The 24959-nt window shown below is 41.0% G+C and carries 28 protein-coding genes; 9 read left to right on the plus strand and 19 right to left on the minus strand.

Going from position 1 to position 24959, the window contains the following annotated elements; all coding sequences use genetic code 11:
• Positions 1-74 precede the first annotated feature (74 nt).
• The 3 genes from BMW45_RS27055 to BMW45_RS27065 all read left to right on the plus strand — a co-directional run bounded on the left by BMW45_RS27055 (position 75) and on the right by BMW45_RS27065 (position 1972).
• Positions 75-635, plus strand: coding sequence for a COG3415 family protein (locus tag BMW45_RS27055; protein WP_092248602.1), 561 nt, complete (start codon positions 75-77; stop codon positions 633-635).
• Positions 602-1453, plus strand: coding sequence for an IS3 family transposase (locus BMW45_RS27060; protein ID WP_242883299.1), 852 nt, complete (start codon positions 602-604; stop codon positions 1451-1453). Before BMW45_RS27055 ends, BMW45_RS27060 begins: the two co-directional genes overlap by 34 nt.
• Before the next feature lie 228 nt (positions 1454-1681).
• Complete coding sequence (locus tag BMW45_RS27065; protein ID WP_092251057.1) at positions 1682-1972, plus strand: hypothetical protein; 291 nt, start codon at positions 1682-1684, stop codon at positions 1970-1972.
• Positions 1973-2193: 221 nt separating this feature from the next.
• On the opposite strand, the gene BMW45_RS27070 is transcribed toward BMW45_RS27065, so the two are convergent.
• From BMW45_RS27070 to BMW45_RS27085, 4 genes are all read right to left on the minus strand, one after another.
• Positions 2194-2706 (minus strand): dihydrofolate reductase family protein, encoded by a 513-nt coding sequence (locus tag BMW45_RS27070; protein ID WP_092251058.1) that lies wholly within the window; start codon positions 2704-2706, stop codon positions 2194-2196.
• A 140-nt stretch (positions 2707-2846) separates the two neighbouring features.
• Complete coding sequence (locus tag BMW45_RS27075) at positions 2847-3608, minus strand: MBL fold metallo-hydrolase (protein WP_092251059.1); 762 nt, start codon at positions 3606-3608, stop codon at positions 2847-2849.
• Positions 3609-3722: 114 nt separating this feature from the next.
• On the minus strand, positions 3723-4160 hold the full coding sequence (locus BMW45_RS27080) for a GNAT family N-acetyltransferase (protein ID WP_092251060.1): 438 nt from the start codon (positions 4158-4160) through the stop codon (positions 3723-3725).
• A 266-nt stretch (positions 4161-4426) separates the two neighbouring features.
• Positions 4427-6094 (minus strand): DUF2207 domain-containing protein, encoded by a 1668-nt coding sequence (locus BMW45_RS27085; RefSeq protein WP_092251061.1) that lies wholly within the window; start codon positions 6092-6094, stop codon positions 4427-4429.
• A 428-nt stretch (positions 6095-6522) separates the two neighbouring features.
• Between BMW45_RS27085 and BMW45_RS28190 the strand changes: the two genes are divergently transcribed.
• Together BMW45_RS28190 and BMW45_RS27090 are read left to right on the plus strand one after the other, a co-directional pair.
• A complete protein-coding gene (locus BMW45_RS28190) occupies positions 6523-6678 on the plus strand; it encodes a hypothetical protein (protein WP_166433483.1) in 156 nt (51 codons plus the stop codon).
• A gap of 238 nt (positions 6679-6916) precedes the next feature.
• Complete coding sequence (locus BMW45_RS27090) at positions 6917-8437, plus strand: exosporium glycoprotein BclB-related protein (RefSeq protein ID WP_092251062.1); 1521 nt, start codon at positions 6917-6919, stop codon at positions 8435-8437.
• A gap of 330 nt (positions 8438-8767) precedes the next feature.
• Here BMW45_RS27090 and BMW45_RS27095 read toward each other — a convergent pair whose 3' ends face one another.
• Together BMW45_RS27095 and BMW45_RS27100 are read right to left on the minus strand one after the other, a co-directional pair.
• Positions 8768-9259 carry a DUF6773 family protein gene (locus tag BMW45_RS27095; protein ID WP_092251063.1) on the minus strand — a complete coding sequence of 164 codons (492 nt, stop codon included), beginning with the start codon at positions 9257-9259 and terminating at the stop codon, positions 8768-8770.
• On the minus strand, positions 9256-9456 hold the full coding sequence (locus BMW45_RS27100; RefSeq protein ID WP_025233742.1) for a helix-turn-helix transcriptional regulator: 201 nt from the start codon (positions 9454-9456) through the stop codon (positions 9256-9258). The genes BMW45_RS27095 and BMW45_RS27100 overlap by 4 nt, the downstream gene beginning before the upstream one ends.
• A 170-nt stretch (positions 9457-9626) precedes the next feature.
• Here BMW45_RS27100 and BMW45_RS27105 point away from each other — a divergent pair, with 170 nt between their 5' ends.
• Both BMW45_RS27105 and BMW45_RS27110 read left to right on the plus strand, forming a co-directional pair.
• Complete coding sequence (locus BMW45_RS27105; RefSeq protein WP_092251064.1) at positions 9627-10376, plus strand: GNAT family N-acetyltransferase; 750 nt, start codon at positions 9627-9629, stop codon at positions 10374-10376.
• A 92-nt stretch (positions 10377-10468) separates the two neighbouring features.
• On the plus strand, positions 10469-10804 hold the full coding sequence (locus BMW45_RS27110; protein WP_092251065.1) for a nuclear transport factor 2 family protein: 336 nt from the start codon (positions 10469-10471) through the stop codon (positions 10802-10804).
• Between the two features lie 179 nt (positions 10805-10983).
• On the opposite strand, the gene BMW45_RS27115 is transcribed toward BMW45_RS27110, so the two are convergent.
• A complete protein-coding gene (locus BMW45_RS27115; protein WP_092251066.1) occupies positions 10984-11532 on the minus strand; it encodes a DUF4489 domain-containing protein in 549 nt (182 codons plus the stop codon).
• Between the two features lie 465 nt (positions 11533-11997).
• On the opposite strand from BMW45_RS27115, the gene BMW45_RS27120 reads away from it, so the two are divergent.
• On the plus strand, positions 11998-12351 hold the full coding sequence (locus BMW45_RS27120; RefSeq protein ID WP_092251067.1) for a hypothetical protein: 354 nt from the start codon (positions 11998-12000) through the stop codon (positions 12349-12351).
• Between the two features lie 252 nt (positions 12352-12603).
• Here the strand turns inward: BMW45_RS27120 and BMW45_RS28195 are convergent, their stop codons facing one another.
• Both BMW45_RS28195 and BMW45_RS28660 read right to left on the minus strand, forming a co-directional pair.
• A complete protein-coding gene (locus tag BMW45_RS28195; protein WP_092251068.1) occupies positions 12604-12879 on the minus strand; it encodes a hypothetical protein in 276 nt (91 codons plus the stop codon).
• Between the two features lie 731 nt (positions 12880-13610).
• On the minus strand, positions 13611-13829 hold the full coding sequence (locus BMW45_RS28660; RefSeq protein ID WP_092251069.1) for a hypothetical protein: 219 nt from the start codon (positions 13827-13829) through the stop codon (positions 13611-13613).
• A gap of 263 nt (positions 13830-14092) precedes the next feature.
• On the opposite strand from BMW45_RS28660, the gene BMW45_RS27135 reads away from it, so the two are divergent.
• Entirely contained in the window at positions 14093-14464 is a 372-nt protein-coding gene (locus BMW45_RS27135) for a YmaF family protein (protein WP_025233748.1), read from the plus strand.
• Between the two features lie 193 nt (positions 14465-14657).
• On the opposite strand, the gene BMW45_RS28200 is transcribed toward BMW45_RS27135, so the two are convergent.
• From BMW45_RS28200 to hcp, 10 genes are all read right to left on the minus strand, one after another.
• Positions 14658-15452 carry a CAP domain-containing protein gene (locus tag BMW45_RS28200; protein ID WP_207649162.1) on the minus strand — a complete coding sequence of 265 codons (795 nt, stop codon included), beginning with the start codon at positions 15450-15452 and terminating at the stop codon, positions 14658-14660.
• Between the two features lie 140 nt (positions 15453-15592).
• Positions 15593-16024 carry an RrF2 family transcriptional regulator gene (locus BMW45_RS27145; protein WP_092251071.1) on the minus strand — a complete coding sequence of 144 codons (432 nt, stop codon included), beginning with the start codon at positions 16022-16024 and terminating at the stop codon, positions 15593-15595.
• A gap of 24 nt (positions 16025-16048) precedes the next feature.
• Complete coding sequence (locus tag BMW45_RS27150) at positions 16049-17218, minus strand: rhodanese-like domain-containing protein (protein ID WP_092251072.1); 1170 nt, start codon at positions 17216-17218, stop codon at positions 16049-16051.
• A 4-nt stretch (positions 17219-17222) separates the two neighbouring features.
• Positions 17223-17993, minus strand: coding sequence for a tRNA threonylcarbamoyladenosine dehydratase (locus BMW45_RS27155; protein WP_025233752.1), 771 nt, complete (start codon positions 17991-17993; stop codon positions 17223-17225).
• Positions 17994-18232: 239 nt separating this feature from the next.
• Positions 18233-20932, minus strand: a complete 2700-nt coding sequence (locus BMW45_RS27160; RefSeq protein WP_242883267.1) for a cation-translocating P-type ATPase — start codon at positions 20930-20932, stop codon at positions 18233-18235.
• A gap of 19 nt (positions 20933-20951) precedes the next feature.
• The gene (locus tag BMW45_RS27165) at positions 20952-21599 is read right to left on the minus strand and encodes a helix-turn-helix domain-containing protein (RefSeq protein WP_092251073.1); all 648 of its coding nucleotides are present in this window, start codon (positions 21597-21599) and stop codon (positions 20952-20954) included.
• Positions 21600-21937: 338 nt separating this feature from the next.
• A complete protein-coding gene (locus BMW45_RS27170) occupies positions 21938-22486 on the minus strand; it encodes a hemerythrin domain-containing protein (RefSeq protein ID WP_054791698.1) in 549 nt (182 codons plus the stop codon).
• Positions 22474-23094, minus strand: coding sequence for a hypothetical protein (locus BMW45_RS27175; RefSeq protein WP_092251074.1), 621 nt, complete (start codon positions 23092-23094; stop codon positions 22474-22476). The genes BMW45_RS27170 and BMW45_RS27175 overlap by 13 nt, the downstream gene beginning before the upstream one ends.
• 15 nt (positions 23095-23109) lie before the next feature.
• Complete coding sequence (locus BMW45_RS27180; protein WP_025233757.1) at positions 23110-23292, minus strand: DUF1858 domain-containing protein; 183 nt, start codon at positions 23290-23292, stop codon at positions 23110-23112.
• A gap of 33 nt (positions 23293-23325) precedes the next feature.
• The gene (gene hcp, locus BMW45_RS27185; RefSeq protein ID WP_207649164.1) at positions 23326-24918 is read right to left on the minus strand and encodes a hydroxylamine reductase; all 1593 of its coding nucleotides are present in this window, start codon (positions 24916-24918) and stop codon (positions 23326-23328) included.
• Between the last annotated feature and the right edge of the window lie 41 nt (positions 24919-24959).

Below are 24959 nucleotides of genomic sequence, written 5' to 3' on the forward strand. Positions count from 1 at the left end.
AAAAAGCACTCCCTGTAGGCAAAGCTTGATATGTACCCCCTTTACTGGACAGCACCAGTAAAGGGGGTTTTTACGTGAAATATGATTTTGTATTTAAATTAAATTGTGTCGAGCTATACAGAAATGGCCAATGGCCTGAAACACCAGCAGGAATTGGTCAAAAGAATTTTAGAAAACGAATTGTTACTTGGTCAAGAATTGCAGATATTTATGGAATTGATGCTTTAAAGCATCCTTCAACATGTAAAGAACGTACAGCTGAAGAAAGGTATTCTCTTGTAGCTAGAGTTTTAGCTGGAGAATCACAAAAAAGTGTTGCAATAATTGCTGGAATTGATTCAGGCCTATTGTCTAAATGGGTACAGATATATAAAATAAAAGGGTACGATGGTCTGTATTTAAAGAAAGGTAGACATGGTAAGGAGCCCTTCATGAAAAAAGACAATAAACCAAAAGAACTTTCACCTTCTGAAAGAGAAGAATTAATTAGATTAAGGGCAGAGACAGAGTACCTTAAAGCAGAAAATGAATCAATAAAAAAATCTATCGCCTTGAGACGAGAAAAAGAAGCTGCGCAACTCAAGGCGAAAAAGCAGCAATCATTAAGGAACTCCGAGAAAAAGGATATGCCTTAAAGCATTTATTGAAAGCTGTAGGATTATCAAAATCTACATACTATTATGAATTAAATCATGTGTGTTTTGACGTAATCAAAAATCAGAAACTTATGGATGAAATCAATAAGATTTTTGAAGACAATAAGCAACGATATGGTGTTCGCAGAGTTCATCAGGAATTATTAAATAAAGGATATTCCATAAACCACAAAAGAGTACAACGATTAATGCATAAGATGATGTTGGCCGGCAAACGACCTAAAGAGAAATACCATTCATATAGGGGCGAAGTTGGCAGAATAGCTGACAACTTAATTAATAGAGATTTTTGTACAACTGCTCCACTTCAAAAATGGACAACAGATGTATCTCAATTTAACCTGCCATGGGGAAAATGTTATCTTTCGCCTATTTTAGATATGAATACAAATGAAGTTATCTCATACGATTTGTCAAAAAGTCCAAATATGGAGCAAATATCTAACATGTTAGAAAGAGCATTTCGGAAATTTAGTAATACTGAAGGAATCATCTTTCATTCCGATCAAGGTTGGCAGTACCAACATGCGTACTATCGTAATGAATTAAAGAAATATGGAATAATTCAATCTATGTCTCGTAAAGGAAACTGTTACGATAATTGCATTATGGAGACTTTTTTCGGAAGACTAAAGACCGAAATGTTTTATGGGCATGAAAAGGATTTTGGATCCTTCGATGAATTTAAGAAAGCAATAGATGAATATATAGATTATTATAATAACAGGAGAATTCAATCAAAAACAAAATGGATGCCTCCTGTAATATACAGGAAGACATCCATCAAGAGTGCCTAATCATCCAGTTGAATAATGATGTGTCCAGAAAACTGGGTACATATCAGCTTGCAGGGGGTTTTTTTATCCTCCAAACAATAACAGTGTAATGGTTCGTACAAGGTTGCATTCCTCCTTTGGTGCCGTATGGCAGTATTTTCAATTATTTTGACATATCTTTTTACTTTTCTCATATAATTTATTTGTAGGCTTACGCCAGAACTGAGTATAGACGAAAGGAGACGTTCCATGAAAAAGGCTAATCATTTTTCTGACTTATCTCTTCCTGATCAGGATATTCTGATCGATCACATTATTTTTAACTATAAGATGATTCCAAGCATTAACTATCAGCAGACTGCTTATGGTCTGAAAGCGCGCTTCAACCACTTAACAGGGGCTGATATGGGGCACCAAATTACTTCACAATGCTTCATGGAAGCCATGGTCAAAGCAGGTTACAAAGCGATTCCAGCTAAAAAGGACGTTATACCTAATTGGTATTTTAATGTTGGTAGGGTTCAATTTATACCCCATTGACTCATCTCATTTTGCACTCCTTAACTTTTGGAGTGCTTTTTACGTAAAAAGCAATGATACCTTTCAATCTGTGTTTCCGTCAATTTTCAGTTTCATTGAATATAAAATATACAAAAAAGACTACTAACCAATATCAAGGTTAGTAGTCTTGTAATTTATAAATTGGAATTTATATGACCAGGCTATGGTAAAGGTAAAGGATTTTGAAAAGCTACAATGAACTATATTTTACTATAAATTAATTCTGCAAATTGTCCGTATTTTTTTACTTCCTTCAAACAAAATCGCTTTAACCCTTCTTTCTGTGAAAATATTGGTATTCCCATCCCCAATAACACAGGAGCGATCTGTATTATCATGTTATCAACCATATGATTATCTAACAGAGGGGCTAATATTGTGTTACCTCCGATAATCCAAATATTTTTATCCCTCTCTATTTGTTTCACGAATTCAACAACATCACAATTTATAGGAACAAATTCCTTGGCCGATAAGCTTTCAGCATGTGTAAAAACATAATTTTGGGTAGTAGGATAAAGACCGTCGATATTTTCTATGTTTTCAATTTCATTAAATGTTCTTTTGCCCATTATAGTAATATCCATGTTTTTATAGAAGCTTTCATAACCAGTTTCTTCTATTGTGCCAGTTTCATAAAGCCAATCCAGGTTATGGTTTTTGTCAGCAAGATAGCCATCCATAGTAATGCAACCGTAAAAAAATACACTCATTTTTTAACCCTCCTTTGATTAATTCCTGTTTAATCTTTAATTATATCTCCTACAATTAAGCCTACAGCCACTCCTCAAAAAACAACCTACCTATTTTTTTAGCTTTTTCAATTTCTTCATAGCTCCGCCTGCAATATTCATCACAGCCAAACAGCCCAATCGCCGAAATCAAAGGTACCGCCACCATGATGAAGGTTATCATCGACTTTCAACTGGAGGAAAGCGTCTCGCATACGGCTCAGAATCTCCGGTTGTATATCCAGACTATGATGAGCCGGAAATACTTTTTTCACGGGCAGTACCGCTATCTTTTCAAGCGATGAAAGATATGCCTGAGGATCGGTGGAGGGGTAATACGCAAACAGCGTATCCTTGTAGACAAGGTCACCGGTAAATAAATACCCACGTTGTGGCTCCCAAAAACACAGATGCCCTGGGGAATGCCCCGGCGTATGTAGTACAGTAATCTTGCGCCCACCCAGATCAATGATATCACCGTCTTTTAGTATCCTTGTAGGCATTCCCTGAAAGAACTTGTAAGCGTTGACATCATAACCCTCCGGTAAATCACATCGATCTATAACCATATTCCGGACAGTATCCATTGTCAGTGGGAATTCGCCGTTCAGCCAGCTTAGTTCTGCCTCATGCGCGTAGAAATCCGGGTAGTATTCGTGCCCGCCGATATGATCCCAGTGTATATGAGTCGCCACGGCAGTTACCTGTTTGTCTGTTAACCTTTTCACCTCTTCGGAAATATTGCAGATTCCAAGTCCAGTGTCAATGAGCAAACATCGTTCATGGCCTTTAAGCAAATAGCAGTGCGTTTCCTCCCAATGGCGGTATTCACTGATTATGTAAGTATCCGTATCAATTTGATCTAGTGTAAACCAGTTTTCCATTTTTATCATTCCTTTATGTTTTGTAATTAATTAAAAAAATCTTTATATGTAGATTATCACCAATCTTACAAACTATCAATATTAAGCTTTTAATGTACGTTAATACATAAAATACTAATTCATCTGATTTTTCGCAAAAGATTTTATAAAAAACAGTTCCGTGGGTTGTTCCATTTTCGGTATATCAAGAATCAAACAGCCACAATCCTTATACCCCAACTTTCTATAAAAATGTTGAGCCTGTTCATCAGAATTTGTTGATGTCATTACTGCGATGTAGCCTAATAACTTCATTTCATTTTCCCATGCAATCATTGCCTGTCTACCGATACCTTTTGCACGGTATTCTGGACTAAAAAATATCATATTCAAAAACGGTATATTATCCCAAAATAAATTATATCTTAATACTCCGACACGCTTTCCATCATATTCTATTACGTAGCATTGTTTTTGAAGGATTTTTCTTTCAAGCTCTCCCTTACTTAAGTGTTTATCAAGAGAAAGCCAAAAATTTAAATCACTTACATTGGCGTAATGCATGTTAATCATGAAAAGATTCCTCCTAAATACCATATAATAATCCTTATATTATCCAACTACCATATTCGATTAATACCATCGACTAGAGTGAATGATCATTTACTCGTTAAATAATCTTATTAATTTATTTAATTTCCTATTTATCTGATTATTAAATAAATAATGTGAACGCCATCCAGCTGCCTGCTATTCGTTTGAATTTCTTCCTTTCAAGTTGGATAATCATACTTGATTCCAAGAAACAGTAACACTGCACTTATGGTGAAGGCTGCCCATTACCGGCTGCCTCCACCGCCTCCTCCCGAGAAACCTCCACCGCCAGCCGAACTTGCGCCTCCGCTGATGCCGTCCGTGTTATTGGTTGGCGTCGCAGCACTCGAAATGTGATTCGTCATGATCACAAGGTATCTCATATTGTAGGCGTTGCAGCCGTACATGCCTGCGAAGGTATCAAAATATGCGGGGTCAAGGGCTTTCATGCTTTCGAGGACATTCTCTCCAATGTCAAACAAGGTAGCAAACACAAGATAATCCCCCCAAAGTTCTCCCGGTACTGACCTGTCTTCCCTTTGTCTGCGCATTTCTATCAGGTATTTCCTAAACCCCAGCAGTTTGACAGCCTGATCAAAACCCGATACAGTAAACCGGATAGTACCCTTTGTGTCCGTTGCCGCCGTGCCTGAACGGATTAATGCTTTTTCGCCTTCACTCTTCACTTCTGCCGCCCATGCAGTGAGTTTCTCATAAAGCGCTCCCGCCCTCTTTTCGATGCCCGAGGTCCAAAGAATACCGTCACGGTCAGTGTCGTCGGTTAAAATTTCGTACAGCGACCGCTCCACTCCTTGGTCCGGTGTTTTATCCTGGCTAAACACGATAGCTTCTTCTTGAGACCTTTTTATAGTTCGCTCATTTTCCCGCTCTTCTATGCGGATATAACCCGCCTCCTGCCAGCGGATAAGATACGCGCTCATAAGCTTTTCACAGGAAATGCCCTTGCGTAGCAGCAGCATAGCGGAATATACAGCAGGAATGCTGCTGTCAAAAGGAACCGACCAGTTCGTATCTAATTGTTTCTTTCCGGGAAGCCGAACGGCTGAGCCGTCTACCAGTTTATATCGTGAAGAAAAGAAGGCGATTAAAAGGACTGTCAAAACAATAACTGCCCCTATAACAGCAAGGATGATATATAAAGCCGTATCAGAGTTTTTATTTTCTGCGGATTCCTGCAACTTTTCAAAAGACATGTCGACTGCAGAGGCCAGTGGGAACAAGCTTCTTTCAAATCGGCAGAGCACATTTACATAGTCTCCTCCTTCTAAAGCTTCAGAAGAAAAAATATTAAGGCTGCCGTCGCTCCCGATCTCAACTTCTCCTGTAAAGCCATACGCCCAGATGCGTGCATTGTTTGCCGTCAGACGTGTATCCGCCATCCGGATTTTAATAGAAACTGAATCTGGAGCGCTTGAAAGCTCCGATATAAACTGATGATAGAATCCTGCATAGTCGCCATAATCTTTTACCAATCCCTCTACGGTATATTGGATGGTATATTTATGGTTACCATAGCTGCCAATGCCCCAGCAGAGTTCATATCCTTTGGAAGTTTTCAGGATGCCGCAGGTACCGGACTTTTCCTCTCTGGAGAGCTTTGTGTCCCAGTCGCTCAGAGTTTTGTACTGAGCTCCGGACTCGTCCCATACAGCAAGGGAATGGATGTTCATCCCATCCATGTTATTCAGAGCCTTGTAATATTCTGTACCGCTGGATACACCGCGAACATCCCAGATCTCTGTTATGACCGCAGAGCCATCACTCTGAAGAGTGACATCCAGATTAATGGACGGTATAGCATCCTCTTTCGCAAATACTGGAACTGCACCCAGGATGAACAGTACTGTGAACAGCACGAAAAAAGAGAACAATTTTTTTTGTTTTGATTTCATTAGCCTTCTCCTGTCTTGTATATATATCAATAAGTTGCTGAAATTCCCATTATATAAATAATGCGAATATCACTCGAGATTCCGATCATATCGGGCTCATTAGTGTAAGTTGTAATTACAGCTTCTTTTCCATTTCTACATAAAGACCATTGCGAAATGTTTCAAAAAATCCGGAATGTCGGTCCAATGTAATTGCAGGTTTAAGTGTAATGCGTGTGCTTAAATGTAGCGTATGGCCGCCGCACAATAAACTTTAAGAGTAGAATATCATCATATTTACTAACTATCAATATAAATTTTTCAATGTATACTATTACGTCAAAAACTAATTTACATGATTATTATATTCTTTATATTAGATTTTACTTTCAATTCTTAGTTGTCTTTTTACATTTTTACACCATAATATTTATGGAGGTTAATTAATCATGAAAAGACTATTAATTTTAATTTTGACTTTTATAGGAGCTATATTTATCGGTGTTTATGAATACCGAGAATATTATGAGGACTCACATGAAGTTAGTAATATAACAAAAACCATAGAAGAACCTTTGCCAAGTCTTCCGATATTTGAAGACTAAATTCAGTCCGGTTGAGAAAATCAATATATTTTCTCAATCAACTACTTAAAAACGTACAAACCATAATACCGACTTGTAATATGAAGTTCTTCTACTTTTATTAGAAGATCTCGTATATTGTACTAACCGGTATAAATTAACAGACATGTACAAACAGACATATTCTATGGGTATAAAGAATTAAATTCTTTATAATGTTTCCATATATAAGCAAATAATTATAGAAGGGAATTTCCATATGAATAACTATATAGAGTCTAATGATGATCACTGTTCTTGTCGTCGTCGATGTATCTTGACTGGGCCTACTGGGCCTACTGGGCCTAGGGGTTGTCAAGGACCAAAAGGCTGCCCAGGAGCTACTGGACCAACAGGACCTAGAGGTTGTCCAGGACCTACCGGTCCTATTGGTGCTACTGGGCCCACTGGTCCTACCGGGCCTACTGGACCTATTGGCGCCACTGGACCCACCGGGCCTACTGGACCCATTGGACTTACCGGCGCTACCGGGCCTACTGGACCTATTGGCGCCACTGGACCCACCGGGCCTACTGGACCTATTGGACTTACCGGCGCTACCGGACCTACCGGTCCTATTGGCGCTACTGGGCCCATTGGACTTACCGGCGCTACCGGGCCTACTGGACCTATTGGCGCCACTGGACCCACCGGGCCTACTGGGCCTATTGGACTTACCGGCGCTACCGGGCCTACTGGGCCTATTGGACTTACCGGCGCAACTGGGCCTACTGGACCTATTGGCGCCATTGGACCCACCGGGCCTACTGGGCCTATTGGACTTACCGGCGCTACCGGGCCTACTGGGCCTATTGGCGCTACTGGACCCACCGGGCCTACTGGGCCCATTGGACTTACCGGCGCTACCGGGCCTACTGGACCAATTGGCGCCACTGGACCCACCGGGCCTACTGGGCCTATTGGACTTACCGGCGCTACTGGACCTATTGGTGCAACTGGGCCCACCGGGCCTACTGGGCCTATTGGACTTACCGGTGCTACTGGGCCTACTGGACCTATTGGCGAAACTGGACCCACCGGGCCTACTGGGCCTACTGGCCCTATTGGACTCACCGGCGCTACCGGGCCTACCGGGCCTATCGGTGTAACAGGTCCCACTGGACCTACCGGCGCTACTGGGCCTACTGGCCCTATTGGTGCAACGGGACCCACTGGACCTACTGGTAATACCGGTCCCACAGGACCTACTGGCCCTATTGGCTTAGCGGGTGATGGAGCAATTATTCCGTTTGCTTCCGGTACACCTGTTACCTTGACCACAGTACTCGGAGGATTGCTTAACACCTCCAGTGCAGTTGGATTCGGAAGTAACCTTCCCGGCATTTCCGCTGCCAGCGGAACAGTCAATCTACTTGGGTTGACGAACTTGGCATTCTCCATGCCCAGGAATGGGATTATTACCTCCTTGGCCGGTTATTTGAGCATAAGCGCTGCGCTCAGCCTGATTGGTTCAACTGTAACAGTAACCGCTCAGTTGTTCCAATCCACTACACCTAACAACACCTTCGTTGCTGTGCCGGGCGCAGTGGTTACGCTGTCGCCTTCCCTCTCGGGAGCAATTTCTATCGGTAGTATCAGCAGCGGAATCACCACCGGACTGAATATTCCTGTTACCGCAGGAACCAGGTTGCTTTTATTATTCTCCGCAGAAGTCACTGCTGGTCTGGATGTAGCAGCAACCATCGCGGGCTATGCCAGTGCTGGCCTAGGTATATCCTAAGAGGTTTATAAAGCAACCCCTTTCAATCATGTATTTATAAAACGATAATGCTGGCTGTTTAGAATGAATCGCCGTATGGGGACGGGGCGTCTGTTCGAGGACGTCCCGTTTTCCTTATACAGTCTTACAAAGTATTTAAAGTTTAATGTACGGAACCTATATTACGGCCTGATTTACGGGCTACCATGGTGCAAAGCCCAACCTGAATTTCGGTCCATAATTTTGTAAAGAAAAGAAGCAAGACATATATCTTGCTTCTAGTTTATGGATTCATATGATATGGATAAGGCGTAATGCCTGTTAATGGTTATTAACGAATGAAAGACAAAGCTATTCGTCCTGTTCTTTTTCGTCTAACTGCTTTTGAATTTTTGCCTGTTTTTTCTTGTTCAGATAATTAAGGCAAGACAGTACTATAAAAGTTGAAATGGTTGCGCTGATAAAAGTAACTGCCAACACGGCAATAAAATAACCTATACCATCTTCCTTATATTTTTCTGCGTACTGTGTATAGTTCAAAAAACCATTAATCGTCGTAACTACAATTCCGGCTACTACACTGTTCACAAAAGGAAGGGTTTTAGCCTGTTTACCTTCGCCGTATATGTCAAGTCCCAAGGTCATATACCGTATTATCATATATAGGGATATACCAAAAAAGCATATAACCTCAACAGCATATTGTTCAAATGGTGCGTTTAGGAAAAATTGCTGTACAATTATTGAACCGAGAAGCACAATCATTAAAATACTGTACGCTTCACTATTTATTTTACGGCGTTGTGCTACAACTCTTTCGTCTTGTATATTTTGTTTATTCATTTCGATTCCTCCCAAAATAAATCATTTAATGTTTTGCCAAGCGCCTTACAAATTGATATACAAAGGTTTAACGTGGGGTTATATTCCCCTGATTCTATCAGCCCGATAGTTTGTCGGGTAACGCCTACGGCTTTTGCTAAGTCCTCTTGTTTCATATCAGCTTCCATTCGGGCGATTTTCATTCTCTTGTTCTTCATGGAATGCCCCCTTTCATAGTCACAGAATACATCATATATTACATAATGTCAAGTATATATTGCATTTTGCAATTTGGAAATTTAGTTAATAATCTTAATTGTTTTGGACAAACAAACGTAGTATACTTGAGTTTAACGATAATAGCTGTTAATTTGAAACGAGGGCGTACATGAATACTGATTTTGTAAACTTAACTACAGAAAATCTTGTCAATGAGCATTTGTGCTGCATTATCCGCAGTAAAAAGCCCCATCAAGGTATTGACGCAAAGAAACAATGGCTTTCAGACCGATTAAATGAAGGTCATGTCTTTAGAAAGTTGAATGAAAAGGCTACGGTTTTAATTGAATATGCTCCTCTTGAAACTGCTTGGGTTCCCATAACTGGTGACAACTATTATTATCTGTATTGCTTATGGGTTACTGGTAGTCACAAAGGAAAAGGGTATGGGAAATTGCTGATGGAGTATTGTTTGGCTGATGCAAAGGAAAATGGTAAATCCGGTATTTGTATGCTCGGGGCAAAAAAACAAAAATCTTTTCTTTCTGACCAATCATTTGCGAAGAAGTTTGGCTTTGAGGTTGTTGATACGACCGATAATGGCTATGAATTGCTAGCACTTTCTTTTGATGGAACAACGCCAAAATTCGCACGAAATGTTAAAAGCCAAGAAATTGAGAGCAAAGAGCTAACAATCTATTATGATATGCAATGCCCCTATGTCTCTCAAAACATTGAGATGATAAAACAGTATTGTGAAATGAATGACGTACCTGTATCTTTAATTCAAGTGGATACACTACAAAAAGCAAAGGAATTGCCTTGTGTTTTCAATAACTGGGGGGTGTTTTATAAAGGAAAATTTGAGACAGTGAATTTGTTAGATGTTGCCTACTTAAAGAGAATACTCAAAAAATGAAAATACAATTTCAGTTCTTACCCGTAGAATATCGGGACTGTATTTCAAACATTATGCCGGATTCTATGTAGAAGACGGTTGGAGGAACACGGATGATTAGAGAAACCGCTCTTGCTTTTGTAGATGCAATAAACTCACATAATGCTGATAAAATAACCACCCTCATGACAGATGACCACACGTTTATTGACGCTTATGGAAACAGTTCCAATAAAGAAGCGATGCAACAAGGCTGGCCCGGCTACTTTTCATGGTTCCCCGATTATCTGATTGAAATTAATAATATACTGGTATCTGGAGTTACCGTTGTATTGCTTGGTTATGCTGGTGGCACTGACTCTGGTAGTCCCAGCCACCAACTTCTAAAACTCAGTATACTAAATAAGCCCCTGGATTATGATTTCCGGGGGCTTTTCTTAAATGAATAATAGCATAAACAACATAGTTCGTCACCATTTTTTATATAGACTTTCCGGCGGGCCTGGAAACCGGATCCCCACCTATACTTAATCCCTATATTCCCGATCCTCCATGCCACGAAGTACGTCATATTCCGTACTTTTTTACTAATTCCCAATTTTAGCATTTTTTGTATTTTAATCATTTCCTACGATTTACAGGTATTCGTATTATCTACAATAAATGCGGAAATTAAGGCATTATTAATAGTAGTAACGCCTACGGTTACAGTACTTGCTACCCTTGCAACAACGCTGTATGTGCAGCATTTGTCATTACAGATATCACAGTCACAAACAAGGAATGAAAATGTGTTACTATCAGAAATGGCTAATAACCGTGAAAAAGTCCAAACAGGTCCGATAGGAATAGGAGTCGCCATACCCTTACACTGCTTGAATATCTGAAAATCAAGTGTGAGAACCGCCTCACTAGTTGCAATATCACTCGTAAATTCAAGTTTAATACAAGGTTTTTTTAAATCCTTAGCATTAACCCTAACTGTAGTGAGAGTAAATCTGGCACCGGCTGTAGTATTAACTGGAAGTACTAAAGACCCTGAATTACCACACTTTAACATTGTCCTATTTGGTTCAAGATTTTTTTGATGGGTTTCACACATGCAATTAAAATGAAGTTCACATTCCTGGAATTCATCACTATTACATTCACGATCTTGAATATAACAATCACTCATAAGGCTACCTCCTTATATATAGACAGATAAAATAATATTTATACCAATAGGTATATTCCATTATATTATTAAAAAAAGAGTATGCTACACTTAAGAAGGTATAATCTATCTGCAGGCCCTGAATACAGTAACCCGTCCAATATTATTTTATCGCCTCTATTAAGGTTTTACAGTCTTATTTTATTAACAGTCGCAATGGTCTCTATTGCATGTTAGCAAAATCATATCTGCACCCGAAATTACATCCACAGTGTCTATTAAAGCAGTACATATATTTATATCACTTGGAAAGATCATACTGTAATATATAAGTAAAATAGACAAGGCGTAATAATGACAATTAAACTACGTAGTTCCCACACTATCCCTGCAATATAAAGGCTATGAATTAGGGCTTGTGTCAAAAAGATTTATTTTGAATATTATAATATTGTAAGTAGGTATTTAAGGGGGCGCAATATTGTTATGAAAGTACAGGAAAAAGAATTAGAAGAATTGAAAGAGGATGTATTAAGATCTATAGAAGGAAAATCAGATGATGAAAAAAGGGAAATATTAAGAAAAAACTTTAATATTGATTGGGACATCCCTAGATGCTGTGAGCATAGACCATGTAAAAATTGGTATGCACAAGTTTTCACTTACTGCAGCACAAGAGAGTTAGAGAGAGAATTAAATTTTTTCTTGTTCTTAATCAACCTTTTTGGTCACATTTTTGGTTTTTGCTTCAACCAAGAGAGTACAGTTTTTTTAGGCTGTACATGCCCTTGTGGTAATAAACAAATAATTCTTTATTATACAATTGTATTTAAGGATTAGTAATCTTTCTATATAATGGTGCTTGAGGATTCCCCTGGTCATTTGCCGGGGGAATTCTTTTGTTTTATCGAGTAAAAGTTGTATTGTATTCAAGTTAAATTTTCCACAGGCAGATTGCAAAGAGCTATTAAAAGCGGGCGCGGAATACCGAAGCCCGCTCTTATCGTTAACTATCTTTTAAACTCGCCACATTCGTTTTCTTTCCGACTGCATTTTCTGCAGCCGTCTTTAAAGTTTTTCCAGTAGGCTTTTTTATTTCTTATTTTTACCAGTCACGTTCATGTTCGCATTCACATTCGCGTTCATGTTCACATTCACATTCGCGTTCACGTTTGCATTCACATTCGCGTTCACGTTTGCATTCACATTCGCACTTGGGTTTGCATTCCCATTTGATTTTGCATTCGCATTCGCATTTAGGTTCGCATTCGGATTTACGTTTCTTTTCCCATTCGCGTTCACGTTTGCATTCACATTCGCGTTTTGGTTCGCACTTTTCAAAACTTTTACATCTACATTTAAAAGCATCGCTACTCATATACTTTCACTCCTTTCATATCGTACTACACAATATTATATGGGACAAGTAGGCAGGGTGTGAATTTTGAGTATGAGCAGAAAAAAAAGGCCCAATTCGGATCATCGGTGCCCATCAAGTTGGAGTGATTTATCGAAATAAATGCTTTGTACAATATATTATATGCAGCAATTTTAAATAGTAACCGAAATCGTCGTCTACTCTGCCAATCCCGGATACTGCAATGCCCCGTTCTGATCCTGAAAAAGTAGAGTTAATGCTGACGAAACTGAATCATACTTTGGGAGACCGGAGATAAAATACAATCTAACGCCTACTTATATTCTATGCCGCAAACACCCTTATTTTTCAGCAAAGATTCCTGTACTTGTAATATTTTAACAGTAAGTATAATATAATAAAAAAAGGCAATCGCCACAGGGTGGTTGGCTAATTAGAAAAACAAAAACCTTCCCAACCGGCCAAAGTACAGGGAAGGCTTTTTGTATTTAGCGACACGTCATTAAGACGAATGTCAGCAGTGCCAGAAAGAACATGCCAAAAGACATTAAGTCCTTAAAGTCAAAATACTTCATGAGCAACACCTCCATTCTATGTAGAATCGAGGCCTACCATCCTATACACGATTGCCAGCAGTTTGTACCTGCCAGTATAATTATATGTTCCAACTTAAGCATATACTATTAATAATATCTTACAAATTCCTTTGGAACCCTATTCGCTAAACGTCATCATTCTTGTTAATGGTCCATATCTCTTGAGCACCGTTATCTTTCGTGTGCCAGCAGGCTCCTTCCAGAGGGCCATCTTTCGTGCTGTCAAGGAAATACCAATCACCCGAACCATTATCAGGATTACTGCCCTTATTAGCTGTCTTAGAATCCAACTGAGCGTTGGTTTCCTTTACCCCTCTGCTGATTAATCCTCTTAAAGATCCCATGTGTACCTCCAATTAAAAAAGGTCCAGGATAATCCCAGGCCATAAAATTATATATTATAGAACTATTTTAGTCCTGCAACCGATGTAAGTACAGAAAGAATCCCAGCCAGTGCCGTTAGGCCCCTTTTTGATTGTCAAAATCTTTATTCCATACCTCTCCTTACCATAGGCCGTCTCAGAGACAACACATTATTGTACTATTTTCATATAATAATCATGGAAAACAAAGTTTTCCAAATATTGGAGTACAGGAGTAAATCAATATGGATAACTATAGCCAAGATTGGTTTAAAGAATGTTGTGATTGCCATAATAAGCGGCAGACACACGATCATGAAGTTCAAGGCAGCGTAGAGATAGCAGAACGCGAAGAAGATCCCCATAATCATCGTTTTGCTACGGTTTCTGGTGAAGCAATTCCTGCTGGTAAAAGCCACATTCATGAAGTAAAATTTAGAACAGATTTTTATGAAAATCATTTTCATGAATTTCGTGGCAAAACATCGCTTGCAATTCCTGTTGGGGGTGGCAGACATGTTCATTTTCTGGAATCCGTTACAGAAGTGAGCGATGGTCACTTTCATGAATTTAGAGTAGCCACCTTGATTGAAGATCCTATCGGCGAAGAAGCCTAAAATAATGTCCACCACATTTCAAACCGCTTTAATTTCGTTTGAGATGTGGTGGGTAGTGGATATATTCGAAAAGGCGGCCTCCATTTGACAACATCTTAAAAAAGGTTGTCAAACGGTTGTCGCCGCCCATCTTGTTCACTAATGAATCCTCAAAAACTCTTATATTATCTTGGTTTGTAAGGCATTCGTACTATTAATATGTAAATAACTGTACCCAGTACTGAGTTCCGGAGTTATTCTGAGTATTGCCTACACCAATATGTGTATAGCTCTTATTCATGATGTTTGCACGATGACCTGCACTGTTCATCCAGGCATTTACAACATCCTGAGGAGTTTTCTGTCCCCAAGCAATGTTCTCGCCTGCGCCGCGGTAATTCACGCCCTGCTCTTTTAAAGCAGTTGAGAATGAGCTGCCATTTGGCCGTGTATGGTCAAAATTTGACTGTATCTCATTGGCTCTCACGGTTGCTGCCTTCTCCACATTAGGATCAATGGTAAGAGGAGCCAGTCCTTCTTTTGCTCTTTCAGCATTCACAAGGTCTACTACCTGCTGGGTATAGGACTTATTGGTCGAAGTGTCCGTAGAGTCATCTGGAGTAGTACCGGTATTTCCATTATTGCCGGAATTTTCATTATTGCCGGTATTTCCGGTGTTACCGTTGTTACCGGTATTTCCATTATTTCCAGTATTTCCGGTATTACCAGTATTACCGTTGTTACCAGTATTACCAGTGTTACCATTATTACAATTCTTGCCTGAATTACCGTTATTGATGAGCTTAGACCAGTCGACGTTATTTCCATCAACTCCTAATTGCTGCAATCTAGACTTTAAATCATCTAAATTACAGTTCTTGCTCACTGTTACTACATTCCTTCCATTGTTGCATTGGCTGTAAGGTTTTGCCACCGCTGCATTAGCTGTCAATGGTATCATACTCGTTAAAGTAAGTGTAATCATTCCAAGTGCCGTTAGTTTTCTCAATTCAATTGCCTCCTTTGAAATTGTTACATTTGTGTTACGTTTGTATTTCATTTATGTTACAAACATATAATAACACTCTTGTTACCATTTTTCCAGTGGAAATAATTGGGAATTTTTTTGGCAGTCTTTTTCATTTGATTTTATATAATATAATCGTTTGAATAATCGCTGCTGGAAACCAGATCAGCTATGGTTATTCCGTCAAAGTAATCATTAATCAGCTTATTGAAACCCTCCCACATGGGTAGTGTCCGGCAATGACAGGCCCTTGTGCAGTCATTCACCTCTCCTTCCAGGCAGGAAACCGGAGCAAGAGATCCTTCCGTAAGCCTTAATATACTGCCTACGGTATAATCCTCCGGATTTTTCGCCAGTTTATAACCGCCGCCCTTTCCCCTCAGGGAAATGAGCAGATTGCTTTTACTCAGAACCGAAACAATGGATTCTAAGTATTTTTCCGATATCTCCTGCCTCTTTGCAATATCCATGAGAGGAATATATTCTCCATGATTGTGCTCAGCCAGATCTATCATGAGTCTTACCGCATAGCGGCCTTTTGTTGAAATCTTCATAAGACACAGCCTCCGGATTCATTATTATGTGTCCAAATCATAACCGTCAAGGAAGTGATGTACATTTCCATTTTCCTTGTATGCAATGATGGTATTTAAATTCACATTTTCCACGCTCTTAAATATATTACTTTCAATATACGGGTTTACTTCCTTTAACTGCCTGATTAAATCTTTTATCTCCATTCTCTTTGATCCGGTGCTGCCGTCGGTCCTGCAGGTCGTACAGGTATCCGTAAACCGGCATGCACATTGAATGAAGTGCAGGTCATTGTAATCTCTCCAACCCTTAATATCATCCTCCCGTACGAGATACATAGGGCGGATGAGTTCCATTCCTTCAAAATTCGTACTGTGTAGCTTGGGCATCATGGTCTGTATCTGTGCTCCGTACATCATGCCCATCAGAATTGTTTCAATGACATCATCGTAATGATGTCCCAGGGCGATCTTATTACAGCCCAGTTCCTTTGCCTTGCTGTATAAATAGCCCCGCCTCATTCTGGCACACAGATAGCACGGGGATTTCTGCACATCATAAACCGCATCAAAAATCTGGGTTTCAAATACGGTGATGGGTATATTCAAAAGCTTTGCATTGTTTTCGATTACCTGCCGGTTGGTTTCGTTGTAGCCTGGGTCCATGACAAGAAAGACCAGCTCAAAAGGAAACTTATTGTGCCGTCTTAATTCCTGAAACAGCTTTGCCATGAGCATGGAATCCTTACCCCCTGAAATACAGACGGCAACCCTGTCATTTTCCTTTACCAGCTCATACTCATTAACGGCCTTGGCAAATCTACTGAACAGTTCTTTATGAAATTTCTTCCGGATGCTCTTTTCTATTTCTTCCAGGCGTTCTTTTCCCGTATCCTCTTTCTCCATGGCCCGAAGCAGCCATTCTCCATAGCCGCCGCGAAGGTTATACGCTTCATATCCCTGTTTTGTCAGATGCTCTGCAGCCTCTTCACTGATGATCCCTTTTAAGCAATATAATATGATCTTCCTGTCCCTTGGAAGGGAAGGCTCCCCATTCAACAATGCTTCTTTTTCAATATTGATAGCCCCCGGTATAAATCCATGGTTGTATGCCGTCTGATCCCTGACGTCTACAAGCACATATTCCTCCGGGCTCATTTTCTTCATTTGTTCCAATGAAAGATAGTGCTCCTGAGCCATATCGCCGTCAAACATGTGATTACCTCCCCATCTTTCCATTTAGAGACAGATCCTTGATCACTTCTCCGGCTATGATAAGCCCTGCCACAGAAGGAACAAAGGCCACGCTTCCGGGAATATCTCTCCGCTCCGTGCACTTATGTTTGGCTCCCGGCGGGCAGATACAGTTTGTCCTGCAGCTGATGGACATATCCTCCAGAGGCCTTGTTGGCTTTTCTGTGGAAAAAACAACCTTAAGCTTCTTTACGCCCCTTTTCTTAAGCTCTCTGCGCATGACCTTAGCAAGGGGACACATGGTGGTTTTATAAATATCCGCAACCTGAAATTTTGTAGGGTCCAGTTTATTGCCTGCACCCATACAGCTGATAACCGGTACGCCTGCCTCTTTTGCCCGCATGATCAGTTCAAGCTTTGCGGTTACAGTATCAACTGCATCTACTACATAATCATAATTTTTAAAATCAAAATCATCCGCATTTTCCGGCAAGTAGAAGCACTGGTGCATTTCCACTTCGGCATCTGGATTGATTTCCAATATTCTGTCCTTCATTACTTCAACTTTATATTTGCCTACCGTTTTTCTGGTGGCTATGATCTGCCTGTTTAAATTGGTAAGACAAACCTTATCATCATCAACTAGTACAAAGGAACGGACTCCGCTTCTTACCAAGGCTTCTACCACATATCCGCCTACGCCGCCGATACCAAATACAGCAACCTTTGCACTCTTCAATTTTTCCATGGCATCTTCACCCAATAACAACTGGGTTCTTGAAAACTGGTTTAACAATTGATTCTACCTCTTTCTTTAATTTACTATCAATTTAGTAGGAATAAAAAAGCACTTCAATTATTATACTTCTAAATGCTTATTTGGGCAATTGATTTTTACTGCTGATGAAAAACAAAATAGCAAACAATTACTGGACCGCTGATTGCTAAACGGCTTTTCGTTGCCTGCTATTTTTAGAGTTTTCGCTAACTGTTAGTCAATCGGATATTCACAGTCCGCGCCCCTGCTAGATGAGGTTAAAAACTGTCGTCTTTTCTTATCCGGTGGCGGATCACACGATTTCGGTATTCATATATCTCGCGAATGTTTGTCTGTTCATCAATGAATTTTCCAATCTCAGCTACGACCGTCGGTATTAGGGAAAGACCAGCTGCAAACAGCCAGTGATAAGAACCTATGGCAGTTAAACCAAAGATTTTACCTATGGGCGGGAATGCCACCAGAAGGCTGAATACTGCGATCATGGCCATGGTACTGTATAATACCGGCGGATTATCTTTAATCGTCCGCTTGAAGATAGACTTCCTGCTGCGGACTGTAAATAAATGTAGGATGGAGGTCCAACCTAAAACCAGAAAGGCAACGGTCTGTCCGATTGCCTGAGAGGGTTCCTGCATTCCAGGAAGTGTCCGGAACGTACCGATGTAATATCCAACCAGAACCACAACCGAGCACGCAATGGTCTGCTGTATAATTACCGGAAGAAGGCCGCCGGCTAAAAATCCTTCGTCTCTGCGGATAGGTTCCCGATCCATAAGGCGAGGATCCGAAGTATCCCTGGATAAGCAAATTCCCGGAATACCGTCACCCAGCACATTGACTAACAACAGCATGATCGGTGTTACAGGGATACCCCAGCCTTTTAACTGGGCAACCAGCATAATGACAATTTCCGAAATATTGCATACCAGCAGAAAGTAAACAGTTTTTCTGATATTCGAGAAAACATTCCTCCCCTCTGATACCGCATCTATAATCGTAGCAAAGTTATCATCTGTTAAAATCATGTCAGAAGCACTTTTTGCTACTTCAGTTCCGCTTTGACCCATGGAGATTCCAACGTCTGCTGCCTTCAGTGCCGGCGTATCATTGACACCGTCCCCGGTCATGGAAACAACCTCTCCATTTTCCTGCCATGCTTCAACAATGCGGATCTTATCCTCAGGGGAAACCCGGGCATAAACAGAGTAATGATGGATATTCCTGCAAAGGTCTTCATCAGACATATCATTTAACTGCTGTCCGGTAAGAACCTTTTCATTTTCACCTAGAATTCCAATGTTTCTAGCGATTGCACTTGCTGTCGCCGCATGATCCCCGGTGATCATGATGGTACGGATACCGGCCATCTTTGCCCTTTCTACTGCCTGGGCTGCTTCCGGACGAGCCGGATCAATTAAACCAATAAGTCCGCATAATTCCAGATCCTGCTCAATTTCCTCCGGGTTTTCCATAGAAGGAGCTTCCTTTACATATCGGATCCCAAGGGCCAGAACACGAAGTGCCTCTCCGGCAAAAATCTTATGAACATAATCAACTTCATTCTTTGCTTTCTCATCAAATGCTTTGAGAGGCAATCGGTCTAGAGCACCTTTCGTAAGAATTAAATATCCTCCCGAGGACGCCTCCAAAACAATGGTCATCATCTTACGTTCAGAAGAAAAAGGGATTTCTCCTACGATGCGGTATTGCTCAGAAATACGTTCTTTGGATAAGCCCTTTTCATGGAGAAGGCGCATGATGGCTTTCTCCGTCGGATTTCCCATGATGGTTAAGGTACCATCCTCTTCTTCCTGGACAGAGGCGTTACTTGCCAGTGCAAACATCGAAAGAAGCTCTATCTGATCCTTCACAAATTCATCTACGGCTTTAAACGGCTCATTTCCAGGAATCCAAAGCTTTTCAATGGTCATCCGGTTCTGCGTCAGTGTTCCGGTCTTATCTGAGCAGATGACCGAGGTGTTTCCAAGAGTCTCTACTGCGGACAGCTTGCGGATCAGAGCATTTTTATTCACCATATTTTTAACGCCCTGGGAAAGGGATAAGGTTACAATTAAATTCAGGGTTTCCGGTACTGCTGCTACAGCCAGCGTGGCCGCAAGCATAACCATGGACCAAACGGATTCTCCCTGTAATATACCGATGGCAAAGAGCAATACAGCTGCTGCAATGGCAACAATGCTGATGGACTTTGCAATTCGCTCCAAACGCCGCTGCAGCGGTGTTTTTAATTTCTGTGAGTTGTTAAGATATCCTGCAATCTTCCCCATCTCTGTCTGCATTCCGGTAGCAGTAACCATGGCTAACCCATGTCCTGATGTTACATGACAGCTGGAGAATACCATATTAAGCTGATCTCCCAGGGGAACACTGCCCTGCAGCAGAATATCCGCATCTTTTTCCGATGGCTCGCTTTCTCCTGTGAGCGCCGATTCATCCACCTGTAAATTGGTGCTGGTGATCAGGCGTGCGTCGGCAGGAACAATGCTTCCCAGTTGAAGCTTAATGATATCACCGGGAACCAATTCACTTGTATCCATCTCTTTTTGTATGCCATCCCGTATAACAATACAGTTAGGAGAGTTTAAGCTGGACAATGCCTCCAGGGCTTTTTCAGCGCCCCGCTCCTGGGTTATTGCAAGTATTAGGTTTAAGATAACAATCGAAACGATTACAACTGGCTCTATAAAACCATGACCATCCTTCAATGCCATCCCCAAAGACAGCAAGGCAGCCAAAAGCAGGATTATCGTTGAAATATCTTTAAGATGGTGCAGGATTTCTTTGATCAAACTGGTTTTTTCCTGCTTTGCAAACTCATTTTTTCCATACTTGCTTTGTCGGTTTGCTACCTCTTGATCCGATATTCCAGTATTTTCGTTCGTATTAAAATGTTCAAGTGTCTCTGCTATGCTAGCTACATACCAATTTTCCACTTAATCATCCTCCTTTCAGTTAAAATTCTTCATTCATTGGTTCCTTAAGTTTCTCTTCCATTAACCTTTCCAGTCTCCGCTCCATGGTCTCCGCGCAGCAGTCCACTTCCTGTGTGATCTGCTTGATCGACTGGAATGCAGCATCATAAACGGTTCTTGGCTTATCATGAACTACCTGTCTGATGTTCTCTTCCGAAACCGATAGCTCCTTAAGTTTCTTAACCGGGATCGCAATATCGCCCTTTAAATTTTCATAGCTGTATAAAAGCCTGCGAACCTGTACACAGAGTAGATTTACTACATGTACAATTTCATCGGTCATATCCAGCTCCACGGACTTTTCCAAGGTCTCAATAAGAGAAGAGATCATCTCCTGTATCTCCGGCTGGGGAAGCTTTTCCATAATACGGAATAGCTTTTCCGCTCTTTTAAGAGATATGATTTCATCCTGCTTGTAGCGATACTCAGTCGCTCCCATTAAATATCCAACCGTCACTCCGAAATAATCCGCTATATGCCCGGCAAAATCAATATCCGGCGCCCGCTTCTCATTCTCGTAATTGTTGACCGTCATCCGGCTCACTCCGAGCTCTGCAGCCAGTTTTTCCTGGCTCAAGTTCCTTTCTTCCCGAAGAGTTCTAATACGTTTTCCTATCACTGTTACCACACCTTTCTAAAAAAGTATAAAAAAAAATGATAACAATGTAAATCGTTTTTATTAAATGATACTGAATATTATCAAATCTTTACCTTTTCTTTATACGAAGGAATCTAGAAATAGCCTTCCCAATTTTACGGTTTTATAACAAAAAAAGAGACTGTTACACTGAGTATTCGTGTACAGCCTCCGGATCTATTCTACTTATCTTACCAGGCGGTATAAACCGCTTTCTTCTTTCGCCTGATTCACCAGCTTTGAATCACCGGATCTTAGGAAGGTTTCTTTTGTATCTTCCCTGTAACAGGCGGGACGGCCTGTTTCCCCTTCAGGCCGTCCCGTGCTTGTTACCTTGTTTTTTCGCGGATCCAGGATTCGTACTTATCCTGTACGCCCTGATCCTTTGCCTGTCTTTCAAATGATTCCGTTTCGTCATCTACAGCTTTTAACTTATCTTCTGCCAGTGCACGTACTGCAAATGCATAGGCGGCCTCATCTTCTTTTTCAATATGGCGCTTTAATAAGGCACCATAGCCGACTGCATTGGAGATAATATCTAACTTTGATTCTGTTCCCGGATTTTTCTCATATTCATCAATGGCTTTTTCCAGCTCAGAAAGGTAAAGTCTTCCCAGATCATGTTCCACAAGCATTCCATTCCTGATTAGCTTTTCCGCAACAGGTCCCATATTTTCCATCATGATCCGGAACAGGATTTTTTCTTCCTTTCCGTGATGATGCTTATCTGCGTAATTTCTTGCAAATTCAAGGCACTCCCGCAGCAGAGGGGCATCCACCGGCTTCCCCTCCAGAATATCAGCGCTGATGCTTCTTAAAAAGCCGGTAAAAGTCAGAATGTTCTCATGCTCCTTCATTAAAATATCTATTCCGTACATAAGCGTCTCCTCAATTCATATACCTGATCCTCAATCTGATGAAATTCCAGTTCGGAATCCTCAAACATTCCTTTTATCAGAGATTCTCTTAAGGTATAGTAATGTGTTACATCTCCATGGATCATCGTCCAATAAGTGCCATGGATATCCTGGGTCTGTCTCCATACCAGGTTGTCTTCCGTTTCCTGGACTAACTCGTTCACTCTGTCACAGGGCATGCCGTTGAGCAAGGTGCTTTCCAGATAATCATAGCCTTTGCGGACAGTGATATTTTTATCCACAGAAGTTCTTTTTCCAAATTCTAAGACAGCATTAACAATATGGGATAATCGTTCCTGATCTGGTTCCATGAGTTCTGTGACCACATAAGCAAGTCTGTTTTCCACCAGGCTCACCTTTTCCTGCAGCCAGCCGTGGATATTGCCTGTATCGATCATATCCTCCAGATCTCCTTTTTCAAGCACTCCGTATCTGCTGTCAGTCCTGGCTCTAAGCTCTTTGCCGCAGCCATTTTCTTCTGCGTAGTCTAAAATTGCGTCAGTCATTGCATCCTGAAATTTTATTTTGTTGTATAACCAAGTATGAATCGGTCCTAAAAAGGCACTCATGTTACACCTCTTTTCTTATTGGTTCAGCTTGTCCAGCACTGTGTCTGCATCAAGCCCGTGTACCATACAAGCATCTTCTAAGGATTCCATCTGGGATGACGGACATCCCAGACAGTGCATACCGCAGCCCATTAAAATCTCCGCTGCCTTTGGATTGCTTCTTAATATTTCTCCAATATACATTTCTTTCGTTATCATATAATTATCCTCCTGATTTATTAATTATTTATATTATCCAAGAATTTTCTTTAAATCCTCTTCCGGTGTGCTGATAGGTGATATTCCGTAGTTTTCAACAAGGAAGTTTAATACATTTGGCGATAAGAATGCAGGTAAAGATGGCCCCAGGTAGATATTCTTGATTCCAAGATGCAGCAAGGTAAGAAGAATGCACACTGCCTTCTGTTCATACCAGGATAATATCATGGACAAGGGAAGTTCATTGACCCCGCATCCAAATGCTTCCGCCAGAGCAACCGCTACCTTGATGGCGCTGAATGCATCATTACACTGCCCCATATCCATGATTCTTGGAAGACCTCCAATGGTTCCAAGGTCAAGGTCGTTAAAACGGTATTTTCCGCAGGCAAGGGTTAAGATAATAGAATCCTCAGGCGTCTGCTTTACAAAATCGGTATAATAATTTCTTCCTGTCTTAGCACCGTCACAGCCGCCTACTAAGAAGAAGTGGCTGATCGCTCCCTGCTTCACTGCATCTATGACCTGATCTGCAACTCCCAATACGGTTCCATGGGAAAATCCTGTCATGACTTCTTTGCCGCCGTTGATTCCTGTCATTTCATGGTCTTCTTCATATCCGCCAAGCTCCAGCGCCTTTTTAATGACAGTAGTAAAGTCTTTGTCATCTCCTATGTGGACCATTTCCGGATAGGAAACCACTTCTGTGGTGAATACACGGTCAGCATAGCTCTTTTTCACTGGCATCAGGCAGTTTGTGGTAAAGAGAATGGGTGCAGGAAGATTATCAAACTCTTTTTGCTGATTCTGCCATGCAGTTCCGAAATTCCCCTTTAAATGAGGATATTTCTTTAATTCCGGATAGCCATGGGCCGGAAGCATCTCTCCGTGGGTATAGATATTGATCCCCTTATCCTTTGTCTGCTCAAGAAGCTGTTTTAAATCATATAAATCATGTCCGGTGATTACGATAAACGGACCTTTTTCAATCGTAAGAGGCACTTTGGTAGGCTCCGGAGTCCCATATGCGGTGGTATTTGCTTTATCAAGCAGCTCCATGCATTTTAAATTGATCTCTCCCACTTCAAGAACCACCGGAAGCAGCTGCTCCATGGTCAGATCATAGCTAATGACTGACAACGCCTTATAGAAGAAATGATTGACTCCTTCATCTTCATATCCTAAAACCATAGCATGATAGGCATAAGCTGCAACGCCCCGAAGTCCGAATAAAATCAAAGATTTTAAGGAACGGATATCTTCCTGGTCCTCCCAAATGTTCTTCATATCATAATCGGAAGTATTTCCGCAAACAGAGGTACATTTGCTGCAATCCGGCACGATCATTTCTTTTTCTTCCCGTACCCTTTTAATCATCTCTGCTAAAACTTCATCATTGAAATTTACATTTGTGATGGTGGTAAACAGCCCTTCAATAAGAATTCTTGTGGTAGTCTCCAAAGGGGAATTATTGCCGCATGCCTTTGCTAGCCCGATCAGGGCGCCTGTCAGTTCATCCTGTAAATTTGCGGTGCTTGCGGATTTGCCGCACACTCCTGCGCTGCCCGTACATCCACTGCAGCCTGCCGTCTGTTCACACTGAAAGCAAAACATCTTACTATCCATATCTATATCCAACCTTTCTATTCTGTCCTTTTTATTCCAAC

Origin of the sequence: Lacrimispora sphenoides (assembly GCF_900105215.1) — a bacterium.
In the GTDB taxonomy this organism is placed as follows: domain Bacteria; phylum Bacillota; class Clostridia; order Lachnospirales; family Lachnospiraceae; genus Lacrimispora; species Lacrimispora sphenoides_A.